Here is an 18,895-nt window from a genome sequence, read left to right as displayed (position 1 = left end):
AGAATGCGCGATACCTTTAATAAAATGATCGGTCGAACTCGCTATGTAGTCTTACGCCTATTTCTGCACTTAGGGGGAGGCGAGGTAGCCCCAATTTTAGGAGTATTAAATAGTGTTGGACGAGATGCGATCGATGCCGATGGCGATTTAGAAGTTTTGGGAGAAGGATTGGTAGAAATTAGCCAAACCCTACTCCAATACGATGAATATTGGCTTTCTGCTGCTAACGAAGGTGACGTATTTTTTGATGAAGGTGAGGCAGGAGATTACGTGAATGAATTATTTACTGACTCTGCCCAAAGATATCTCAGTGAACCAAGTTACAGTTCTGATAGATCAAATGAACCTTTATCTATACCTGTAACCCAGAATATCATTGTGATGATTACAGCAGCTTATGAAGGAGAAGTACCAGAGTTGGAAACTGATCTTTCTAATATTCAAGCACTCAAGGAAGGCTTGAAAGCATTGATAAATTTGCATTATAAACATAAATTCCAAGCAATCCAAGTACATTTTTCGCCAGCACAGTTAGGCGATGAACTCACTAGCGACCAATTGTTGCAATATTACCCAGAATTGATTCCTTTATAATATGTTGGGTAGTCCGTACTTACTACTCGCATCGATAAATTGTTAAGCTCAGAGATAGGACAATAATCCAATGATCATGACCATAGTACGTAAATTTACAGCCGTTTTTTTAGCTCTGAGTTTGTGTATGACAACTGTTGCTTGTGGTGGAGGAAACGAAGCTAATCCCCCAGGTAGGAACGTTAGTCAAACCTCTACTAACACAAAGCTGAGTGACGGAGAGTATCAAATACAACAAGCTACTTATGACGATGCAACTGGTGAATACAGCTTGTTTTTACTTAACAATAATCCCCCAACCTTTGCAACCGAAAATTTGCAAATGGCACGGTTAACTGATGATGAAATCAAACAAGGTAAAAAAACCTATCTAAAGGTAGATAAAGGCCAACCAATTTTATATTTGACAGAAGACTTTAAAATTGAGTATGTCCACAACGTTACCGAGAATAAAACCAATCCTCAAACAGGACAGCAAGAGACAGTTGTAGTCCGTCGAGAAAATAGCTTCTGGGCACCATTTGCTGGATCTGTAGCTGGTAGCTTGGCTGGTCAGGCAATTGGTAGTATGTTGTTTAGACCTCAATATTATGTACCGCCTGTCTATCAATCAGGTCGAGGATTAACTGGCTTCGGTGGATATGGCGGAAGTTATGGCCAAGCAGTTGAAAGCTACCAAAGTCGCTATAATGCTCCACCCGCAGCTGTGAGAAATCGCACTGCATTCCGTAGTACGGGAACAATTAGAAGATCGTATCCGGGAAATTCAACTATACGTAACACACCGCGTAGCACTACAGGTAATAACCGTCCTTCTGGTTCTGGCTTCGGTGGTAGTACTTTACGACCTTCTGGCAGAGCCACTTCACCCAGACGCAATTCTGGTAGTAGTTTTGGTAGTGGGCGTAGTTCAGCACCCCGCCGCTCAACTGGTTTTGGTAGCAGACGCCGTTAAATAAATAGACTGCCTAAGAAGTAAAGGTAGTCTGGTGTATAAAGAAGTCGGAGAGTTGACCTATGAGCCTCCGGCTTCTCTTTATATATATACAATTTGTGAGGATTAATTATGACTTATTCGGTTAAATAATATGAAATGCTAAATACAAATATTGCTAAAAGAACAGGAACCATTTTATTAAAGTCTATTTGCTTTTTTTGAAGCATTTCCAAACAAGACATCGGAATCATTAGAGTCCAGAAGATAGTTGTTACCAAAAACATCACACCTGATAAAAATTTATCTTCTGGATTAGAAGTAGGATGACGTAAGGAAAATATTAACCAATTGCCTAGAAAATAGCATGTCATAAACAGGTAAACAATACTTAAAGTCAGTTGTATCTGATTCATTGTGAGTACTCCTGAAGTTATGTGAGCTTTAATATAGCCCAATCCAGATAAGACAGATACTCGTAAGTACACGGTAATGGCGTGTCCTTAACCAGTACCCATTTAAATGAAATATCCCTATCAATTTTCTCTTCCCCTGCCTCCCCTGCTCCCCCTGCCTCTTAGGGGAATTGTAATTATAAATTCTGTACCTTTATTAAGAGAGGAAATACATTCTAATGTTCCCTCATGTTTTTGAGTAATTATTTGGTAACTAATAGATAAGCCTAAGCCTGTGCCTTTCCCGACTGGTTTTGTGGTAAAAAAAGGGTCAAATAGTTGCTTTTGAATATTTTCCGGGATACCACAACCATTATCAGCAATAGAAATAACTACTAACTGCTGGTTAGGAATAAAACTAGTAGAAATGCAAATCTGGGGAATATTAGTAGTTTTTTCACCGACTATCGATTCTTCTAAAGCATCGATTGCATTTGCAAGAGTATTCATAAACACCTGATTGAGTTGTCCAGGGTAACATTCTACCAACGGTAAATTGCTGTATTCCTTGATGAGTTTAATCGCTGGATAATTAGCTGTAGCTTTGAGGCGATGCTCTAGGAGCATCAAGGTACTATCAATACCCTCGTGAATGTTTACCGTCTTCATCTCTGCCTGATCTAGGCGGGAAAAATTACGTAAAGATTGTACAATTTCTGTAATTCTTTCAGCACCAATTCTCATAGAAGTTAGTAACTTTGGTAGGTCTTCTATTAAGAAATCAATATCTATGGCTTGTGCTTGCTTTTGGATTTGGGCTACTGGGTTAGGATAGTATTGCTGGTATAGTTGCAGCAGTTCAAGTAAATCTTGGGTGTATTCATTGGCAGGGGTTAAATTACCATAGATAAAATTCACGGGGTTATTGATTTCGTGAGCTACACCTGCCACTAACTGCCCCAAACTAGACATTTTTTCACTCTGCACTAATTGAGATGCCAGCAGCCTTGCTTCTTGTTGTAATTGTGCTTGTGATTGTCGTAATCTTTCCTCTGCTTGTTTGCGTTTAGTAATGTCGTGGAGAATAACGACATATTCTTGAAAATCTTGATGCGGTCGGTCGGAAATAGAAATTTCCAAAGTTTGGACACCAGCTTTGTGGAACAGAGTGTGTTCACTTCGCTTTGTCCATTGCTCTGGATAGTCAGGAAATCCAAATATCCATTTGCTGAGGTGATTTCCTAGTAACTCAAATGGTTTGATATCAAAAATAGATTCAGTTGCTGGGTTTGCCTGCCTGATAGTACCCTGCTCATCCAAGACCAAAATACCATCCTGGGCAACAGTAAACAGGTGTTCGGCAGCTTCTCGTGCCTCTGTAATGGCTACTACTTGGGGTAAGGTTGTCCAACAGGCTATAGCTACTCCTATAAATGCAGCTGTCATCAACAACACAACGAATAGATTTTCATCTGTAGCCTTTGTCGCCGTGTTAAGGTTAGCACCAAATAACCAGCCCGTTGTGACTGCACTGCATATTAAGATAATTAGGATGCTTACCTGGAGTATAACAGAATCCTTAATAATTACCGAAGAGCGTGCGCGGTAATGTCGCCTCCACCAACTTAAATGAAAAGGCGGGAAGTTAACGTGGCGGATTAGCGCATCAATTCCGATAATCCCAATTGGAAACACTAGACCAATCAGAAAATTTATCCAACCCCAAGCAATCCCCCCCACCAATAAAACCACAATTTCTAACAGCAGAATGCCCAAGGATATTCGGGGAAACAAAACTTCTGGACGATTGCGCCCCAACCAAAGCCCTAAATGCAACAACATAAAGGAGGCAAACCAACCGATATTTCCCACTGCTACAATTTGGGTTACATTTGCCCAAATCAGATAAAGGGAGCAAAGCACCAAAGTTAAGCTCAGAGCAGGCACAAATACGCCCCGACGTGACACAGCAGAAAAGACTGGTGAGATATGGTTATCTAAGGCAAGTTGATACAAAATTCTAGGGCAATTAGAAACTACTGTTGCAGAACCTAACAGAGAAGCAGACACCAATAGAAAGGTGATGTTAATTGGCGCCCAGCTTCCCCAAAAGGGTTTAGAAGCCGCCACAAGATTCAAAAAAGCATTATCATCCAGACCTGGCGCTGTTGCTAACCGCATCATCACCCAAGACCCGCCGATAAAAATAAGTGGCATCATCCAAGCAGCAATATCCAGAAAGCGCAGCGTTTGCTTGGGATGACGGCTATCTGCGACAAAGGAAGAAGCCGTTTCACAACTGTAAGTAGCGTAGGAAACGAAAAAGAACCACTTTGCCCAATCCACAAAGCTCAAAGATGACCAACTGTTAGGAAAAAACCCAGGGCTAGCACTAGAGAAAGTTAACCAGCCAAGACCTTGTACACAAAAGGTAGTTAGTAGCCCAAAAGCTGGAATCGCAAAAAATAAATGCAAAATACTCAGCGCACGAGTACCACTAAACGCCACTACAAACGGCAGTAGCGTAAAGGCAATGTCTAAAAATAATTTAGGACAGGCAATGCCTAGTGATTCTAAATTCACTCTAATTAAATCAGTGAGAACGAGAGTATTAACTGATAAGTAAGAAACCCAGTTAAGAAGGTATCCAATAGCAGCATAGCGAGCTAGTCCAGGGTAGCGTTTGAGCAGATGGCTCACATAGTTGGGCGTTCCTCCTGCCACATTAATAGAATACATTCCTAAACGCTTGACCTGATAGTTAATCAGCATCCCGACAATTACAGCAGGTATCCAAACAAAAATAGCTTGTGAACCAAGAGCAGCATGAATTGCAGGAACTAATGCTACCCATGAAATATGAGCTGTCAAACCGAAGCCCCAGCTTTCAACAGCATTTAGGCTTCTAGTTAAGCGAGGGTATGAAGATTGACTTACAGATGTATTGTCTTGTTTGAGCATGATAGGCAATGCAAAGCTTTTTGGTTAACCTTATTAGCTAGAGTTTCCACCTCATAATTGTTCTGAAGGCAGACTTTTATTGAAGATGAATTATCCGCGAATCAATAATAAATTCCGGTTTATCTAAAGATTTATTTGATAAATAACTTTTTATAATTAGCGGATATAGGCTCTCATAAATATTTAGAAAAAAGTCAACTTTGCCAACAGCATCGTATGCTAATTCTACTCTGACTACTGGCGAATTACTTTACTCTTTACCTATTTTTGCCAAATCAAAATTTTCTGTAACAAGTTCTTCAACAAAATAATCTAGAAATTCAATGTAGTGATTTTGCATGATAATTGCATGTGCATAATCTCCTCTAGCTGCGAGTTGATACTTTTTCACCAGATTATCGGAGGGTTTATTGAAGACAACTGTATTTGAATAAGGGTTGAGAAATGGATTGAAGTCTCTTAACTTTAGTTGTGTATACAAATGCTCTGCTTTGGCTACACAATCAGCTACTTCTAATCCAAAGTTTGAACGCCTTTTGGAGATTTCATGCCATAAACAAAGTGAAGTATGGCCGTTGCGGCTACCTCCAATCGTCATATCCTGAGCGCCGATATACTCGATATCAGATGTGAGAGCTTCAACCAAATGTTTTTTAGTAATAATAATGCCACAAGGGAAAGGACTACCAATAAATTTATGTCCTGAGATTGACAGCGAACTGATAGGTCTGTTGAAATCAATCCAGTTCAAACGCAAGTAGGGAAGAAGCATTCCCCCTAAAGCGCCATCAACATGAATATAGAATTGGCTGACCTGTTTCATCTCCAAAACATTGAGAATCTGCTCAATATCGTCTATTGCCCCTGTAAAAGTAGTACCTAGATTAAGGCAAATAATCGCAGGCAGATTAGGTACAAGTTGCTTATAGAAATCACTATAGTCCATTTCTTCCGAAGGTGTTTGTACACCAATCTTGCGATACGGAACTCTAAAAAACCTAGCTGCTTTAGTCACAGAGTAATGTGAAGCATCTGATGCATACAAAATAGCATTAGGATAGTTTTCTCTCCCTAAGAGTATTCCGTATAAGTTACCTTCGGTTCCACTGGTAGTTACGTATCCCCACCAATCTTGAAGGTGGTATAAATTTGCAAAAAATTGCAACACCTCTTTTTCAAAATCTCGGGAATCAATTCGATAATGCGATTTAGTAAAGCAATCTCCTCCAAGGTTATTAATTGAGTATTTAAGAAAAGGTAATAAAAATGTATGATCGTGTTTTAAGTTATAGGGATACCCTAAATGAAACTCAGATGCTTCATTAAGAATTAGCTGATACTCAGAAAGAAAGTCAACATTCATTTTATTGTTCCAAATCTTGTTGTTAAGTAATTCTTTTAAACGCGTTCAAATAATCTAAAGTAGCTGTAGAACCACCAAGCGCATTTCTGCATCAGCAGCTTCTGTGCCAAAACCACCAGCTTGGACATTTACTTCTTGAAAGTTAACATTTACTTGTACATTTAATTACTGATACCAATTCTGTATGAAGATGCGCTCAACCATATTTAAGTACAAGGAAGAAAAACGAACCACAAAGGACGCATAGACACGAAGTGGCTTCCCGCAGGGTAGGACACAAAGAAAGAAACAATTTAAGAGGGTTTGGCGCAGCCTCACAAAGAAATGGTATGAGTAACTACGCTCTATAACTATGCTTTTCAATTTGTATTTGGTGTTGATTCAACAGTTAAAGAACGGATTAACTCTCGAATTACATCCGTTGCTGGTCGTCCTGTTATTGAGCAGTATTTCTCTAACGTCTCTGCTTCGCTTGATGTAAGATTGATTGTCAGGCGTTTGATAGCCCATTTCTTATTCACTGATTCAATTGACTCTACTTGAAACTATTTCTCTAATATCAATCATTCGAGCTGTTATCACAATGATAAAATTAATGATATTAGCTTTAAGAAGCTGTAAAGGAAACACTACTAACTTTGAAGCCGTAGTGAAGAGTTCAAATATAGTTTAAATTATAAAATTTAAGTATTTTATAAATAACAATTATGAATAGAGCATAAGCTAAAAGTTTTTCTATAATTAAGCATTCAGTGGAAATACTCGGTAACTACAGTAGAGGGTAATAGCCACCGCGTTTCTACTAATTAGCCAAATCATCATCTATCATAATTTCAATCACGATACCGCCAAACCAACAGGGCGGACGCATCATGTCAATAAGACTAGTCTATGAGAATAAATGAGAATAAACTCAAAAATAATCTCATTAATCCCTACTTATTGACAAAGATTTTAGGGATCACTTTGAGCCTTGGAAAATAAATCAAGCCAGAAATACTGATTTTTCGTTGGGTCTTATCGTGATCAAGAGTACTTTAGATGCGTTTGCCCTGCCCTGCCTCCCCCTCTCCTGCTCTCCTTTCTTCCTCACCCCCCGACATGAACGCCAGGACGTTTATGGGGATCTTTTTCAGCCCGACGGAGTACTTCACGGGTGACTACAGCAATATCACCTTCCCCAAACAAGATAAAACGCAGTAAATATTGTATGGGGTTGCCCTCAACCCAGCCGAAGTAAGCATGGGGAATTTTACCTGTTTGGTCACGAATATAAAGTAGTAAAGCCGCGATCGCATTAGGTACTGCTGCACTCTCAGCCCGGAGGATGCGGTAATCACCAACTTGCACCCCTCTTACTTTTATGATATCTGCAAATTCTGAAGCATCTGATACCTGAATCTCTAGAAAAAGAATTGGATCGTTGGGTGGAATATGATTGTCCTCGCGCACTTCTTTCTCTTTCATAAAATACTCTAGGACATCACCCGTATTAAATCGATTAGCAATTAAGCGTATTGCTCCCTGGCTCTCTTCGGCAATGAATTGACCAGCAAGTTCATCAACTTCAATCCGCTCTGCTCGTAGTTCTGTTGAACGCCAAACACGAGAAACCAACGAAGTAAAAATGATTGCACCAATGAAAAACCCAGCAATCCTAATACCTTCTGGTCTTTCGATGATATTAACAACAGTGGTATATAAAAATAACAGTGTGATAATGGCAAATACTAGTCTTGCTCGCTTCTGTCTGTGACGGTGGGCTGATAAGGTTACGGCAAAGGCGGCTGAGGTAATTAACACAAGCACACCAGTTGCATAAGCTCCACCTTGGGCTTCCACATTTGCTCTGAAGATAATTGTGACAACAAAGGCGATCGCTGTGTAGACTAATACCAAAGGTCGCGTTACTCGTGCCCAATTGGGTGCCATGCCATAGCGCGGTAGGTAGCGAGGCACAATATTCAGTAACCCTGCCATTGCGGATGCACCTGCAAACCACAAAATCGAAATAGTACTTAAATCGTAAATTGTGCCAAAGCCATTGCCTAGATATAGATGTGCCAGGTAAGCTAGGGCCCGTCCATTGGCTTTCCCCCCAGAAGCAAATTCTGCGGTTGGAATTAGTAAAGTGGTTATGAAGCTGGTAGTAAGCAAAAAGAAGCTCATAATTAGAGCAGCACTGGTAAGCAGCTTGCGTGTATTCCGAATCCGCCCTTTGGGATGGTGCGGAGTGTTGTTGTTGCTACCTTTTACCAGGGGCATAACGGTTACACCAGTCTCAAACCCTGATAATCCCAGTGCTAGCTTGGGGAATATAAGGAGAGCTATGCCAAATAATATCAAAGGGTTGGAATGGCGGGCAAAAAGTGCAGTTTGCCAGTTAGCGATCGCATTTGGGTGAGTTAAAATCTGATACAGGCCAAGGCCAACGATAATGAAGTTTAACAGCAGATAAACTCCCACTAAAAAGACTGCAATACCTATCGCTTCTCGGAAACCTCTCAAGAAAACTGCGCCTAGTAATGCAACTAATATTAGGGTAATTGCGATCGTCTGATTATGAAGCAAATTTGGCGTTAGCGGATTTTCGATAATATGGGCTGTAGCATCAGCAGCTGACAAAGTAATGGTAATAATAAAGTCAGTTGCTACAAAGCCGAGTAAGCACAGTACAAGTAATTTGCCTTGCCACCAAGGGAGCAAACGCTCTAACATTGCGATCGACCCTTCACCATGAGGGCTTTCGGCAGCAATGCGCCGATAGATTGGCAATGCTCCAAAGAGCGTCAGTAAAACTAGAATTAGGGTAGCTACAGGAGAAAGAGCGCCAGCAGCCAGTGCTGCAATCCCAGGTTGATAGCCAAGGGTTGAGAAATAATCTACACCAGTCAAGCACATGACCTGCCACCAAGGATGCTGGCGATGTAGTTCTTCCTTGCGGTAAGACCCTTTTTTCTCTGGTCGATGTTCTTCAAGCAACCAGTCGATTAACTGGCTACCGAGCCGTTTTGTTGAAAGAATTGATTTAGCCATCAAATACGGTTGTGTTGCAATCGGCTTTGTGATTTTTAAGCCTTTGTGGTTTATTAAAATTTTCAACTACAAAGGTATAGCATTATTATTGTATGTTAAGCATCCTGTCCGATTTGCAAAATATATCGTGGATGTTCGTAGCCGTCTAGGGTATCAAGTTAAATTGCAGATTTAAGTATATAAATAATCAATACTGTAACCGTATATTTTCGGTTTAACCCTTTCGTACCCTTTGTATCTTCAAGCTACATCAGTTATAAAAAAAGGTCATTGCTAAATAAGGCACTTACGCAATTAGTAAATTTGTCCTAAGAGATTGTTCTAAAAGAATATTTAAAAAGTCAGTTTTTTTGGTAACATCTAGGTCTTGTAAAACCAGGGTCTATGCATCTAATAATTTACTATGGTCGATGTCTGGCGACAAGAAGCAGAGCTTCTACGCACCTCTAATGATAGGGTTCAAGCAGGTGACTCACCCTTAATAATCATACTCTAGCTTGATGCGATGTCTACAACGGGCTACGCCTACGCACCTCAACTTTATCATGTATTTAAAGAGGGAGAATATCATCTAAGCGAAGTTATAAGCCAGGTAAAAGCGGCGAATTAATTGCTTGATTTAGTCGGTATTGTTGTTGAATATAGGTGTCTTCAACTAATTGACAAATGGTGAATGTAGGTTGTTTAGGCTGGGAGCATCCAGTTTTGGAAGATTTACCACTTATGCGAAAATGTAAAGGGAAATAACCCTGTGCGATCGCTGACAATGAACTAAGACAAAGAAGAACAGATCAAAGCCTGCTTACAAGAATTGTCAACACTCCTGTATGAAGAAGCAGACAAAAGTAAGCTGACAGACCTCGAAGGCATAGAAAAAACAGTTCGCAGTCAAGTATTAGAACTAGTCAGCCCAGAAATAGCCCTTTTTTTATCGAACAAGAAACTGGAACAATCATTTGGTAAAACCAGGAAAATAAAAAGTCTAGTAGGGGAATTGACTCTTAAAACCAAACAGCTACAAAGACTAGGTTTAAAAGCAAGAAGTAGGTTAAGTCCATTACTTCAAAAGTGTTGTTTGAGGCTATCAGCTAATGTTTCATATCAAAAAGCAGAAATTGAGATTGAGGCATTAACAGGAGTGAAAGTTGGTCACTCAACGCAACAAAAACTAGTTCTCGAACAAGATTTTCAACTACCGCTAGCATTGCAAGTAGTTTCAGAAGTGAGTGTAGATGGTGGAAAAGTCCGACTCAGAGGTAAACCTAAAGTAGGCTGTCACTGGCGAGACTATAAAACCGTTCGATTGCAAGGAATTTACTGTGGTGCATTTTTTGATGACAATCAATCATTAGTTAGATTATGTTAATAGTCAGCGTCTGGTTAACCCGTTAGTTTGTTTGGGAGATGGTCATGATGGGAGCATCCACTTTTGGCAGAAATACTTAAATAGCAAGCAAACCATTGAGATAAGCACAACGAACAGAAAGAATTTGGTTGACACTCTCAACATTCCACTGTGCGCCAGAAATTTTAATCCTAGCGCCAATCTGTTTAATCGCAGACTTAACCGCACCAGAACCAATAGAACAAAGTTGTTCAGCTTGGTAATAGCTATAGTTGACAATGCGGGAGCAATGTTTTTCAAGATAGGCAATAAAGTTCTTAACTTGTTTGCCCCGACAATGTTCACATAAAGCTTTAGCTTTTTCTAGTTGACCATGCCATAAAAAAGTTTTAGCAGCTTTGAGCCGCTTTAGAGAACTACCAACTTTATAAAGATTTTCCTTGAGATGATACCAATCTAATATTTCCCAACGCTGAAAATGCTCTCCTTGACCAAACTCTTTGACCAGATTCCACACGCCATCATGACGGGAACATCCACTTTTGGAAGAAACATAATTTTGATACTCCGAAAACCCTACTATATGGTTTATCTAAAAAAGTAAATCCGCCGAAAATGGATGCTCCCTTTAGGCTTACCAATAAATGCTACACCGCCCAATCCCCGATAATCTACAATCCAATATTCAGGAATGTCTAAAAGTGCATATTCTTCAACTTTCCGTGCATAGTCGGTTTCCCAGTTGGTGCTAACAACTTCCACCACCAATTTAATTGAGCGTCCCATTGTAATTACGGGTTCTCGCTCCCAAAGCGGTTAACCGTCAAGAACAGTTTCATCAAGAACTACAACATCAGGACGGCGAGCTGTAGCTGTATCTGCAAAAGGATAAATTAAACAAGTGCGAGGAATAAACCAGGGGAGTTGTTCTGCAACAAGGTAGATGCCAACTTGGGTTGCAATGCCACTTACCGTTTCGTGTGGCCCAGTGGGTTCCATATCAATTAGTTCTCCGTCTGCTAATTCATAGCGGGGATTATCTCGATATTGGGAAAGAAAATTTTCAAAAGTGAGGCTTTTCGGGGAGATATATGTTATGAAGTCAATCTCCTAAAGGCAAGTTGTTTTGATTACAAGTTAACCGCGATCGCTCTTAGTGTCTCCCTTTAAAAGAAAACTGCGACCCCATCACCGCTTTGGTTATATGTACTTCTAATGACAAAAACTCTTGCAAAAGTTTTTTGTGTAAATGATCTAGTCGCTACAGTAAACCTTTAAAATCTCTAGCAGATGATTAGGTAGATTGGTATGAGTGAAACTACAGAAACGATTTTCAGCAAAATTATTCGTCGGGAAATTCCTGTTGATATTGTTTATGAGGATGATTTAGCCTTGGCATTCAAAGATATCCATCCCCAAGCCCCTGTTCACATCCTCGTCATTCCCAAAAAACCCATTCCCACACTAGCTGATGCTGAATCTCAGGATCATGCTTTGTTGGGGCATCTTTTGTTAACCGCCAAACGTGTTGCTAAAGAAGCTGGACTGGAAAATGGTTATCGAGTTGTTATCAACACTGGTGATGATGGTGGCCAGACAGTCTACCACTTACATCTGCATATTTTAGGAGGACGGCAGTTGAACTGGCCGCCTGGTTGATAAAGCTATAAAACCAGATGAATTGTGTTTCTAGACGCGATTCATCACTAAATCAAAAACGTTTCCTTCCAAAATTCTGTAGGAATGTCATCATAGTTAAGGTAATCACACTCTGGAGATAAGACAACGGTTTACGCACGCCCTTTAGCACGGTTAATTGAGCAATTGCAACGCCTACCAGGAGTTGGCCCCAAATCTGCCCAACGATTGGCTTTGCATATTTTGAAGCGACCAGAAGCAGAAGTAGAAGCTTTAGCACATGCGCTGATTGAGGCAAAAAAACAGATAGGCTTATGTTCTGTTTGCTTTCACCTATCTGCTGAACCTGTTTGTGAAATCTGCCGCAATGCCAATCGTGACAACAAAACTATTTGTGTCGTGTCAGATCCCCGCGATGTGATTGCGTTGGAAAAAACCCGCGAGTACAAAGGCAAATATCACGTTTTGGGTGGGGTGATTTCGCCAATTGATGGAATTGGCCCAGAACAGTTGACTATACTGGCTTTGCAGCGCCGGGTGAGTCAGCAAAAACCTCAAGAAGTAATTCTGGCAATTAGTCCAAGTGTAGAAGGTGAGACAACAACACTGTATATCGGTCAGCTATTGAAACCATTTACCAAGGTGACACGGATTGCTTTTGGTTTGCCTGTAGGTGGTGATTTGGAGTACGCCGATGAGGTGACTCTGGCAAGGGCATTGGAAGGACGCAGGGAGTTAGATTAGGCTTAACTAAAGATTATAAACTAACACGCTTGGGTTAAAAATCTAGGACTAAAGTCCTTACTACAAACTTTTTCACCCCTCATAACTAATGCGCCCTTCTAACAAGCGGTAAGTTTTGTAGCGGGGTCTATCTTGCAAAGTTGCTCCTCTTGGGGAGATCCCAAGACCGCACTTTGCGCTAAATCCCCGTTGCAAAACTTAATTGCGAATTACGAATTACGAATTACGAATTACGAATTATTCTAATTCAGCTTACCTGTAATCGTGAATGCTGCCCAGTAGTAAGGATGATTATAAAGATTTTTATCTGATGCCATTTTACTATTTCTATATAGTTGTGTCGCTAAATAAGTTTGAATTCGTACTTCTTCAGGATGCAGATTATTCAAGACATCTTCATACCATTTTGTCAGTTCTCCAGCAGTTAATTCTTTCAGCCATCTGGTTGCTTCAGCTAAGGCTGTAACTGCTGATTTATTGGGCTGTAATCGTCGGTAAAACTCTATCATTACCAAGGCACTAGCTGAAGATTCTACACTCCAGAGAGTACTTACTACATGAGGAACGCCTTGACTCACAAAACCAGTAACTAAACTTACATATTCGCTGCTGATAGTGTGGTTGCTAGTAGTTAAGTTTTCACAGGCAGAGAGGGTAATCAAGTTGTAACTTGCCAGGTTTTGTTGGCAGATTTCATCTAGAGTAAGTTTGTCTTTACCTGCTAATGCTAATTCTGATTTTTTGGGTTCAGCCAGATTATTAATTACATTACCTGTAAAATGAAAGATATTGTAATTATTAAATAAGGCATTTTCAACAATATCTTTTGTGGCTTCTAAACCTTGAATTCGTTGGATATTATTGAACATCTGGCTAATAACTTCCGACTCAAGTTTGGCAAATTTCAACGGGGGGTAAGCTGTATTTTCTGGATGTTCAACACTGAGCAATAATTGGTTTTGCCACTGCCAGATATCTTCAGTTCTTATTGATAAACCGATTTTGGCACTAGGTAGATAAGTAACGCTGAAATTTGACTCCACATTCGGCAATGCTTCCGGTGATGGGGAAGGAAGATGGAAAAGGGTATGAATGGGCAATCTGTACAAGTCACGGTGAGGAATTAAAACCAGTTGGGTGATACCTTCAAGTTCCTGTGCAATTGTGGAAATATTCAGAATTTCATATAATTGAAACAGCTTCTGTTCCATATCAACTCGCCAAGAATGCTGGCTTTTACTTTCTTTATCTTGGGCCGTGGTGTGATATTCCTGGTATTGTTGATGCCAATCTTCTAGCCAAGTTTCAAATTCAATTAGGCGTTGTACTGCTTCGGGTAAAGGTAATTCATTGAGACGAATAGCGTCTTCTCCTAAAGGTATTGCCCCAGTATCTTGCATGGGTGTAAATAGGAGAATCGGTGATGGCGCTTGGTCTTTGAGAATAAATGTATGTAAGGCGACTGGACTAATATGCCAGTAAATAATTGCTGTTGTAGGATTAAATAGTTGTTGAATTGCGCCATAATAAGGCGAGTAAATATTATCATTCCAGCCATAAAGCAGCCAGTTTAAACAAGCATTTTTGCCTTGTTCGGCAATTTCCCAGGCTTCAACTAAATCACCGGACTCTACGGCTAAATCAACTGCTAATTGATCAAAGCCTGTAAATTTCAGGGCTAACTGTTTTTTACTTTCGTCTGAACGAGTTTCTTCACTCAGCAATTGCCGCAGTAAATCTGTACCACGTTGTAGTAATTCTTGAACTTGTGTTGTTTGTCCTAAACCCATCAGCACTTTACTTAGAGATTGTAAAACCTCTAGGTGCAATAGAGGAAAATATTCTAGTGTGAGGGTTAACAGCGCTTGATGATACTCAGATGCGGCTTTGCGCCAATAATCACGGGGATTAGTATTTTTTTTGCCTTGGTCATAGTAAGTATTAGCGATCGCAAAATGCAATCTACCCCAACCTTCTGGATGGGTATCTGTCCGCAGATGCTTTAACCCTTCTTCGTAGCTGGCTAGTTTCCCTTCGTAGCCGCCCTGTTGTAAGGCGGGATTTGTCGCTGTTATACTACTCGAAATCTGCAATGCTTCAGAGTTGACTAAATGACCGATCGCAGTTCCCCGACCTATCCAAGCTTCCCAATAATCTTGTTTTATTTGCAAAGCTTTGTCATAACAGGCGATCGCTTCGGCATATTGTTCTAAATAAAACAATGCTACTGCCTGATTATACCAAGCTAAGTGAAAGTCGGGTTTAATGGCGATCGTTTGTTGATAGGAGGCGATCGCTTCTTGTCTACGTCCTAAGTTGTCTAACGCTATACCCCGGTTGTACCAAGCTAAGTAGAAGTCGGATTGAACTGACAGTGCTTTATCCCAGGAGGCGATCGCTTCTGACCATCTTCCTAAATTAAACAGCACTACACCCCGGTCTATCCAAACTTCGTGATACTCTGGGTTAATTTCTAGCGCTTTGTCGTAAGATATAATCGCTTCTGTAAATTGTTCGCTTACAGCTAGAGCTATACCTCGGTGATACCAGTTTTCTTGGTCTTCTGGTTCCAAATGTAAGGCTTGATCATAACTAGAAATAGCTTCGGGTAGCCAACCTAATTTCAGCAGTGCCAAACCTTTGCTAGACCACGCTTCTTGATAATCTGCTTTGATTTCTATGGCTTTGTCAAAAGAAGCGATCGCTTCTTCAAAATATCCTAATTCTCCGAGAGTTCCCCCCCGGTTGTACCAAGCTTTGTAGAAGTCGGGTTTGAGTTGTGTAGCGGTTTCGTAAGATGCGATCGCTTCATCAAAACGTTCTAAATGGAACAGCGTCAAGCCTCGGTTAAACCAATATTCTGAAAATTCTGGTTGAAGTTCAATGGCTTGGTCATAAGATGCGATCGCGCCTAACAAATCGCCTGTTTTCGCTTGGCTTAGACCTTGATAAAACCACCCTTGAGCCTGGGTAACAGGATCATTGCCATGTTGCTCAATTATACCAGGGGAATTACTGCTTTGAACTGCCAAGTTAGAAGCAAGTTGCTGGACTAAATTGGTACTTTGATCCAATTTCACCCACAACTCATCTAATGTATTAGCCACATTTGGCTCTAAATTGGTCAAAGTGTTATCCCAGGTTTCTACTGAGGGAGAAGTTATTAATTCACTTCTTTGTCTAGTAGAGAGGAGATTTGCTTGTGTTGTATTTTGAACAATTTCATCACGATTATCGAACCTCAGTTGGGTTAATAAGGTGATTGAATCTTCTGCTGCCGGGAGAGGGAAATTTTCGGGTATTGTGGTTTGGGCATCATCCCTTTCATACTCCAATACCAGTTCCTCTAAATTTTCAGTGAATGTTTCCTCAAAAGAGGTATTTTCAGGTGCTGACGTTATTGGTTCAACATCTGGTTCATCATACTCCCATAATTGCTCACCTAAACTGCGGATTAACTCTTGCCCAGGCGAAGTTGGGATAATTTCTTCATTGGTTGTGATTTCTACCACATCTGGCTCATCATACTCCCATAACTGCTCGCCTAAACTGCGGATTAGTTCAAGACCTGGAGTAGTTTCTATTACATTTGGCTCATCATACTCCCATAACTGTTCGCCTAAATTGCGGATCAGTTCTTGCCCAGGAGTGATTTCTAAATCCTCTGCTGGATAATTCTCCTCATACTCTATCTGTGTAGGTGAGTTTTGCATCAGCCGGATGCCAATGTCATAAGCAACATCTCCAATTCTGCCAACACCAAGTTCTCCCAATTGCACCATCTTTGTTGCTAAAAGCGGATTTGGTGCTGGTGAAGCTAGCAAGCTTTCGCCAAACATCACCAACCAGTCTATCCAGCGTTCAGCCGGAATGCGATTTTCTACCCGTTGCAGATACCTCAATGCCCACTGTCGTCCTCGTGCTTGATGCACGCCTTCTAACAATTGGATAAACAATTGTTCCAGATCCGCATTGGTTAGTTCTGGTAGCATCTCCACCAGATTGTGTTCTCTCGTACCCTTGAGAGAACTAGCCTGCTTACTTGCAATGAGGCGCTTTAAAAACCTTCTAAGCGACTGCGATATCCGCCTGAGCATCTGCCACACTATTGGATTTTGTTTTTCTAGATTGTAGCCATCGTTGTGTTAAAAAAATCATCAATTACGTAAAAATCCATTAGATCGGGACAGGGCTTCCGTCGCAGGTTAGCAAAAAATATACAAAACTTCAAGAGTAGAGTATTACAACGTTACAATTCCCTGATTCGACTCTTGATGCCAACTAGTTAATTTTCTGTTTGCTCTGTAGTCGATTGACCAGCAGGATATAATTGATTGATTAATGCCTGGACAAGCAGTTCTGGCTCGTCTGTTTCGACGCCAAGCTGTTGAGCAATCTGCTGGCGTAAGTTTTCATCCTGCTGCAACATCACAAACAACTCTTCTAAGGTGACAGTTTGGTATTCTCCCTCTGGGGCCTCTGGGGGGTTCTCTGGGGTATCTACTGACTCTGATATGAAGTTAGTTGGCTCAGATGGTATCGTTGTGCTAAAAGCATCTGGCCCTTCATATTCCCAAATCGGTTCGCCTTGATTGCGTGTCAACAACTGCATTCCGATACTATAGGCAACATCTCCGATTTCTCCGATGTTCAACTCACCCAATTGCACTAAGCGTGCAGCTATTTCATTATTAGGTGTAGGTGATGCTAGCAATCTGTCGCCAAAACGCCTTAACCACCCAACCCAGTCTTCAGTTGAAATCCGATGTTCAATATTATGCAGCCACTTTTGCGCCCATGCTTCCCCTCGTGCTTGATGTACTCCTTGCAACAATTCGTTGAAAAGAAATTCCAGATCCGTATCGGTTAGGGGTGGGGCTGGTTCTTTTGGCACATTTCCTCTAGATTTTGAGGCAGTCTGTTTTCCACCGAACAAGCTCTGAAAAAGCTTTTTGAGCCATTGAAATAGCCGCTTGAGCATCTGCTGCACCATTGAGTTTTGCTTATCCTAAGATTGTAGCGATCGCACTGGACTATGGCGCTAGTTTAGTCATTAAAATTCTTTGGGCATTGGGCATTGACTTAATTATTACAAATATCTTGAATGGTTGTATGTAAATTATTGGAGGTTGCCCGAATTCAATAAACGACCGCCCGAATTCAATAAACGACTGCCCGAATTCAATATAGGAACTTATAACAATCTTATTTGAGTTGTGAAAATTTTTGTTATGGTCGTCCTTGGTCAGTTGTGATTACAAATGACTAATGACTAATGACATCTTCACGCCCAAATCTATGTAAAATTACTTATCAAGTTATTGACAAGTATAAAAATATACTACACATTCTAATAAGAAAGGCGATCGCGGACTCTTGGCCGAGGGCGATCGCCTTTCATTTAACCCCTACAATTGGAGTCAACTACGATGATGACACAATCAAAAAAGTTCGCCAAATCACAACAAAAGCAGTATTTACCTACTCAAGGCAACAACGCACCTCTTTTGAATCTATCTGATCAAAAGCCATTGCCAAAAAGAGAACCGATTAAACATTTATTGATTGGTTCACCAAAAGCCGTCACCAACACAATTCACTTGTTGCAAGTTCTCGGCTATGCCAACGTTGGTGATTGGAGTGCCTTACTACCAACAGGTAATCCACATGAAGTCATGAGTATTTTAAGCCGTCAGATTTTGATGCAATAACTCAGTCAAATACTATCTAGTCCCTTCCCCTTGGAAAGGCTACGGTGTACACACAAGTTGAATTACCCCCCTTAATCCTCCCGATATATTGGGGGGAAAAATAGATCCAGTTCCCTCACGCCACATGCTACCCTGCGGGAATGCTAAGAGCGAACAAGTCGGGCATTGCCCGCC

At 40.8% G+C, this 18,895-nt stretch carries 11 protein-coding genes and 4 pseudogenes; 6 read left to right on the top strand and 9 right to left on the bottom strand.

The features are described 5' to 3' along the window. The first annotated feature begins 3 nt into the window (after positions 1-3). Positions 4-594, top strand: coding sequence for a DUF1517 domain-containing protein (locus tag RMZ43_RS14395; protein WP_322650825.1), 591 nt, complete (start codon positions 4-6; stop codon positions 592-594). A 70-nt stretch (positions 595-664) separates the two neighbouring features. Continuing rightward, the gene (locus tag RMZ43_RS14390) at positions 665-1,549 is read left to right on the top strand and encodes a hypothetical protein (RefSeq protein WP_322650824.1); all 885 of its coding nucleotides are present in this window, start codon (positions 665-667) and stop codon (positions 1,547-1,549) included. Between the two features lie 515 nt (positions 1,550-2,064). Here the strand turns inward: RMZ43_RS14390 and RMZ43_RS14385 are convergent. The 5 genes and pseudogenes from RMZ43_RS14385 to RMZ43_RS14365 form a co-directional block, all read right to left on the bottom strand. Continuing rightward, entirely contained in the window at positions 2,065-4,884 is a 2,820-nt protein-coding gene (locus RMZ43_RS14385; protein WP_322656260.1) for an ATP-binding protein, read from the bottom strand. 250 nt (positions 4,885-5,134) lie between these two features. Beyond that, positions 5,135-6,247: a histidine decarboxylase gene (locus RMZ43_RS14380; RefSeq protein WP_322650822.1), complete on the bottom strand. Its 1,113-nt coding sequence runs from the start codon at positions 6,245-6,247 to the stop codon at positions 5,135-5,137. Positions 6,248-6,606: 359 nt separating this feature from the next. Continuing rightward, positions 6,607-6,777 (bottom strand): CopG family transcriptional regulator, encoded by a 171-nt coding sequence (locus RMZ43_RS14375; RefSeq protein ID WP_322650877.1) that lies wholly within the window; start codon positions 6,775-6,777, stop codon positions 6,607-6,609. Positions 6,778-7,336: 559 nt separating this feature from the next. Continuing rightward, positions 7,337-9,283 (bottom strand): amino acid transporter, encoded by a 1,947-nt coding sequence (locus RMZ43_RS14370; RefSeq protein WP_322650821.1) that lies wholly within the window; start codon positions 9,281-9,283, stop codon positions 7,337-7,339. A 581-nt stretch (positions 9,284-9,864) separates the two neighbouring features. Beyond that, positions 9,865-9,975, bottom strand: a pseudogene (locus RMZ43_RS14365) (Uma2 family endonuclease); the annotation flags it as partial. 98 nt (positions 9,976-10,073) lie between these two features. Between RMZ43_RS14365 and RMZ43_RS14360 the strand changes: the two are divergent. Then, positions 10,074-10,701: pseudogene (locus RMZ43_RS14360) on the top strand (ISKra4 family transposase); the annotation flags it as partial. Between the two features lie 24 nt (positions 10,702-10,725). Here RMZ43_RS14360 and RMZ43_RS14355 read toward each other — a convergent pair. Both RMZ43_RS14355 and RMZ43_RS14350 read right to left on the bottom strand, forming a co-directional pair. Further along, positions 10,726-11,154: pseudogene (locus RMZ43_RS14355) on the bottom strand (ISKra4 family transposase); the annotation flags it as partial. A 101-nt stretch (positions 11,155-11,255) separates the two neighbouring features. Next, positions 11,256-11,726, bottom strand: a pseudogene (locus RMZ43_RS14350) (Uma2 family endonuclease); the annotation flags it as partial. A gap of 210 nt (positions 11,727-11,936) precedes the next feature. On the opposite strand from RMZ43_RS14350, the gene RMZ43_RS14345 reads away from it, so the two are divergent. Together RMZ43_RS14345 and recR are read left to right on the top strand one after the other, a co-directional pair. Further along, on the top strand, positions 11,937-12,287 hold the full coding sequence (locus RMZ43_RS14345) for a histidine triad nucleotide-binding protein (protein WP_229497609.1): 351 nt from the start codon (positions 11,937-11,939) through the stop codon (positions 12,285-12,287). A gap of 165 nt (positions 12,288-12,452) precedes the next feature. After that, positions 12,453-13,010 (top strand): recombination mediator RecR, encoded by a 558-nt coding sequence (gene recR, locus RMZ43_RS14340; protein ID WP_244919309.1) that lies wholly within the window; start codon positions 12,453-12,455, stop codon positions 13,008-13,010. A gap of 242 nt (positions 13,011-13,252) precedes the next feature. Here recR and RMZ43_RS14335 read toward each other — a convergent pair whose 3' ends face one another. Continuing rightward, positions 13,253-17,107 carry a CHAT domain-containing protein gene (locus RMZ43_RS14335; RefSeq protein ID WP_322654186.1) on the bottom strand — a complete coding sequence of 1,285 codons (3,855 nt, stop codon included), beginning with the start codon at positions 17,105-17,107 and terminating at the stop codon, positions 13,253-13,255. Between the two features lie 188 nt (positions 17,108-17,295). Next, on the bottom strand, positions 17,296-17,991 hold the full coding sequence (locus tag RMZ43_RS14330; RefSeq protein WP_416212113.1) for a hypothetical protein: 696 nt from the start codon (positions 17,989-17,991) through the stop codon (positions 17,296-17,298). A gap of 448 nt (positions 17,992-18,439) precedes the next feature. Here RMZ43_RS14330 and RMZ43_RS14325 point away from each other — a divergent pair, with 448 nt between their 5' ends. Then, positions 18,440-18,721 (top strand): hypothetical protein, encoded by a 282-nt coding sequence (locus RMZ43_RS14325; protein ID WP_322654185.1) that lies wholly within the window; start codon positions 18,440-18,442, stop codon positions 18,719-18,721. The last annotated feature ends 174 nt before the right edge of the window (positions 18,722-18,895 follow it).

This window comes from Nostoc sp. CmiVER01 (genome assembly GCF_034531135.2).
Lineage (GTDB): Bacteria > Cyanobacteriota > Cyanobacteriia > Cyanobacteriales > Nostocaceae > Nostoc.
The sequence above is the reverse complement of the archived record's forward strand: the minus strand, read 5'-3'. Positions and strand labels throughout refer to the sequence as shown.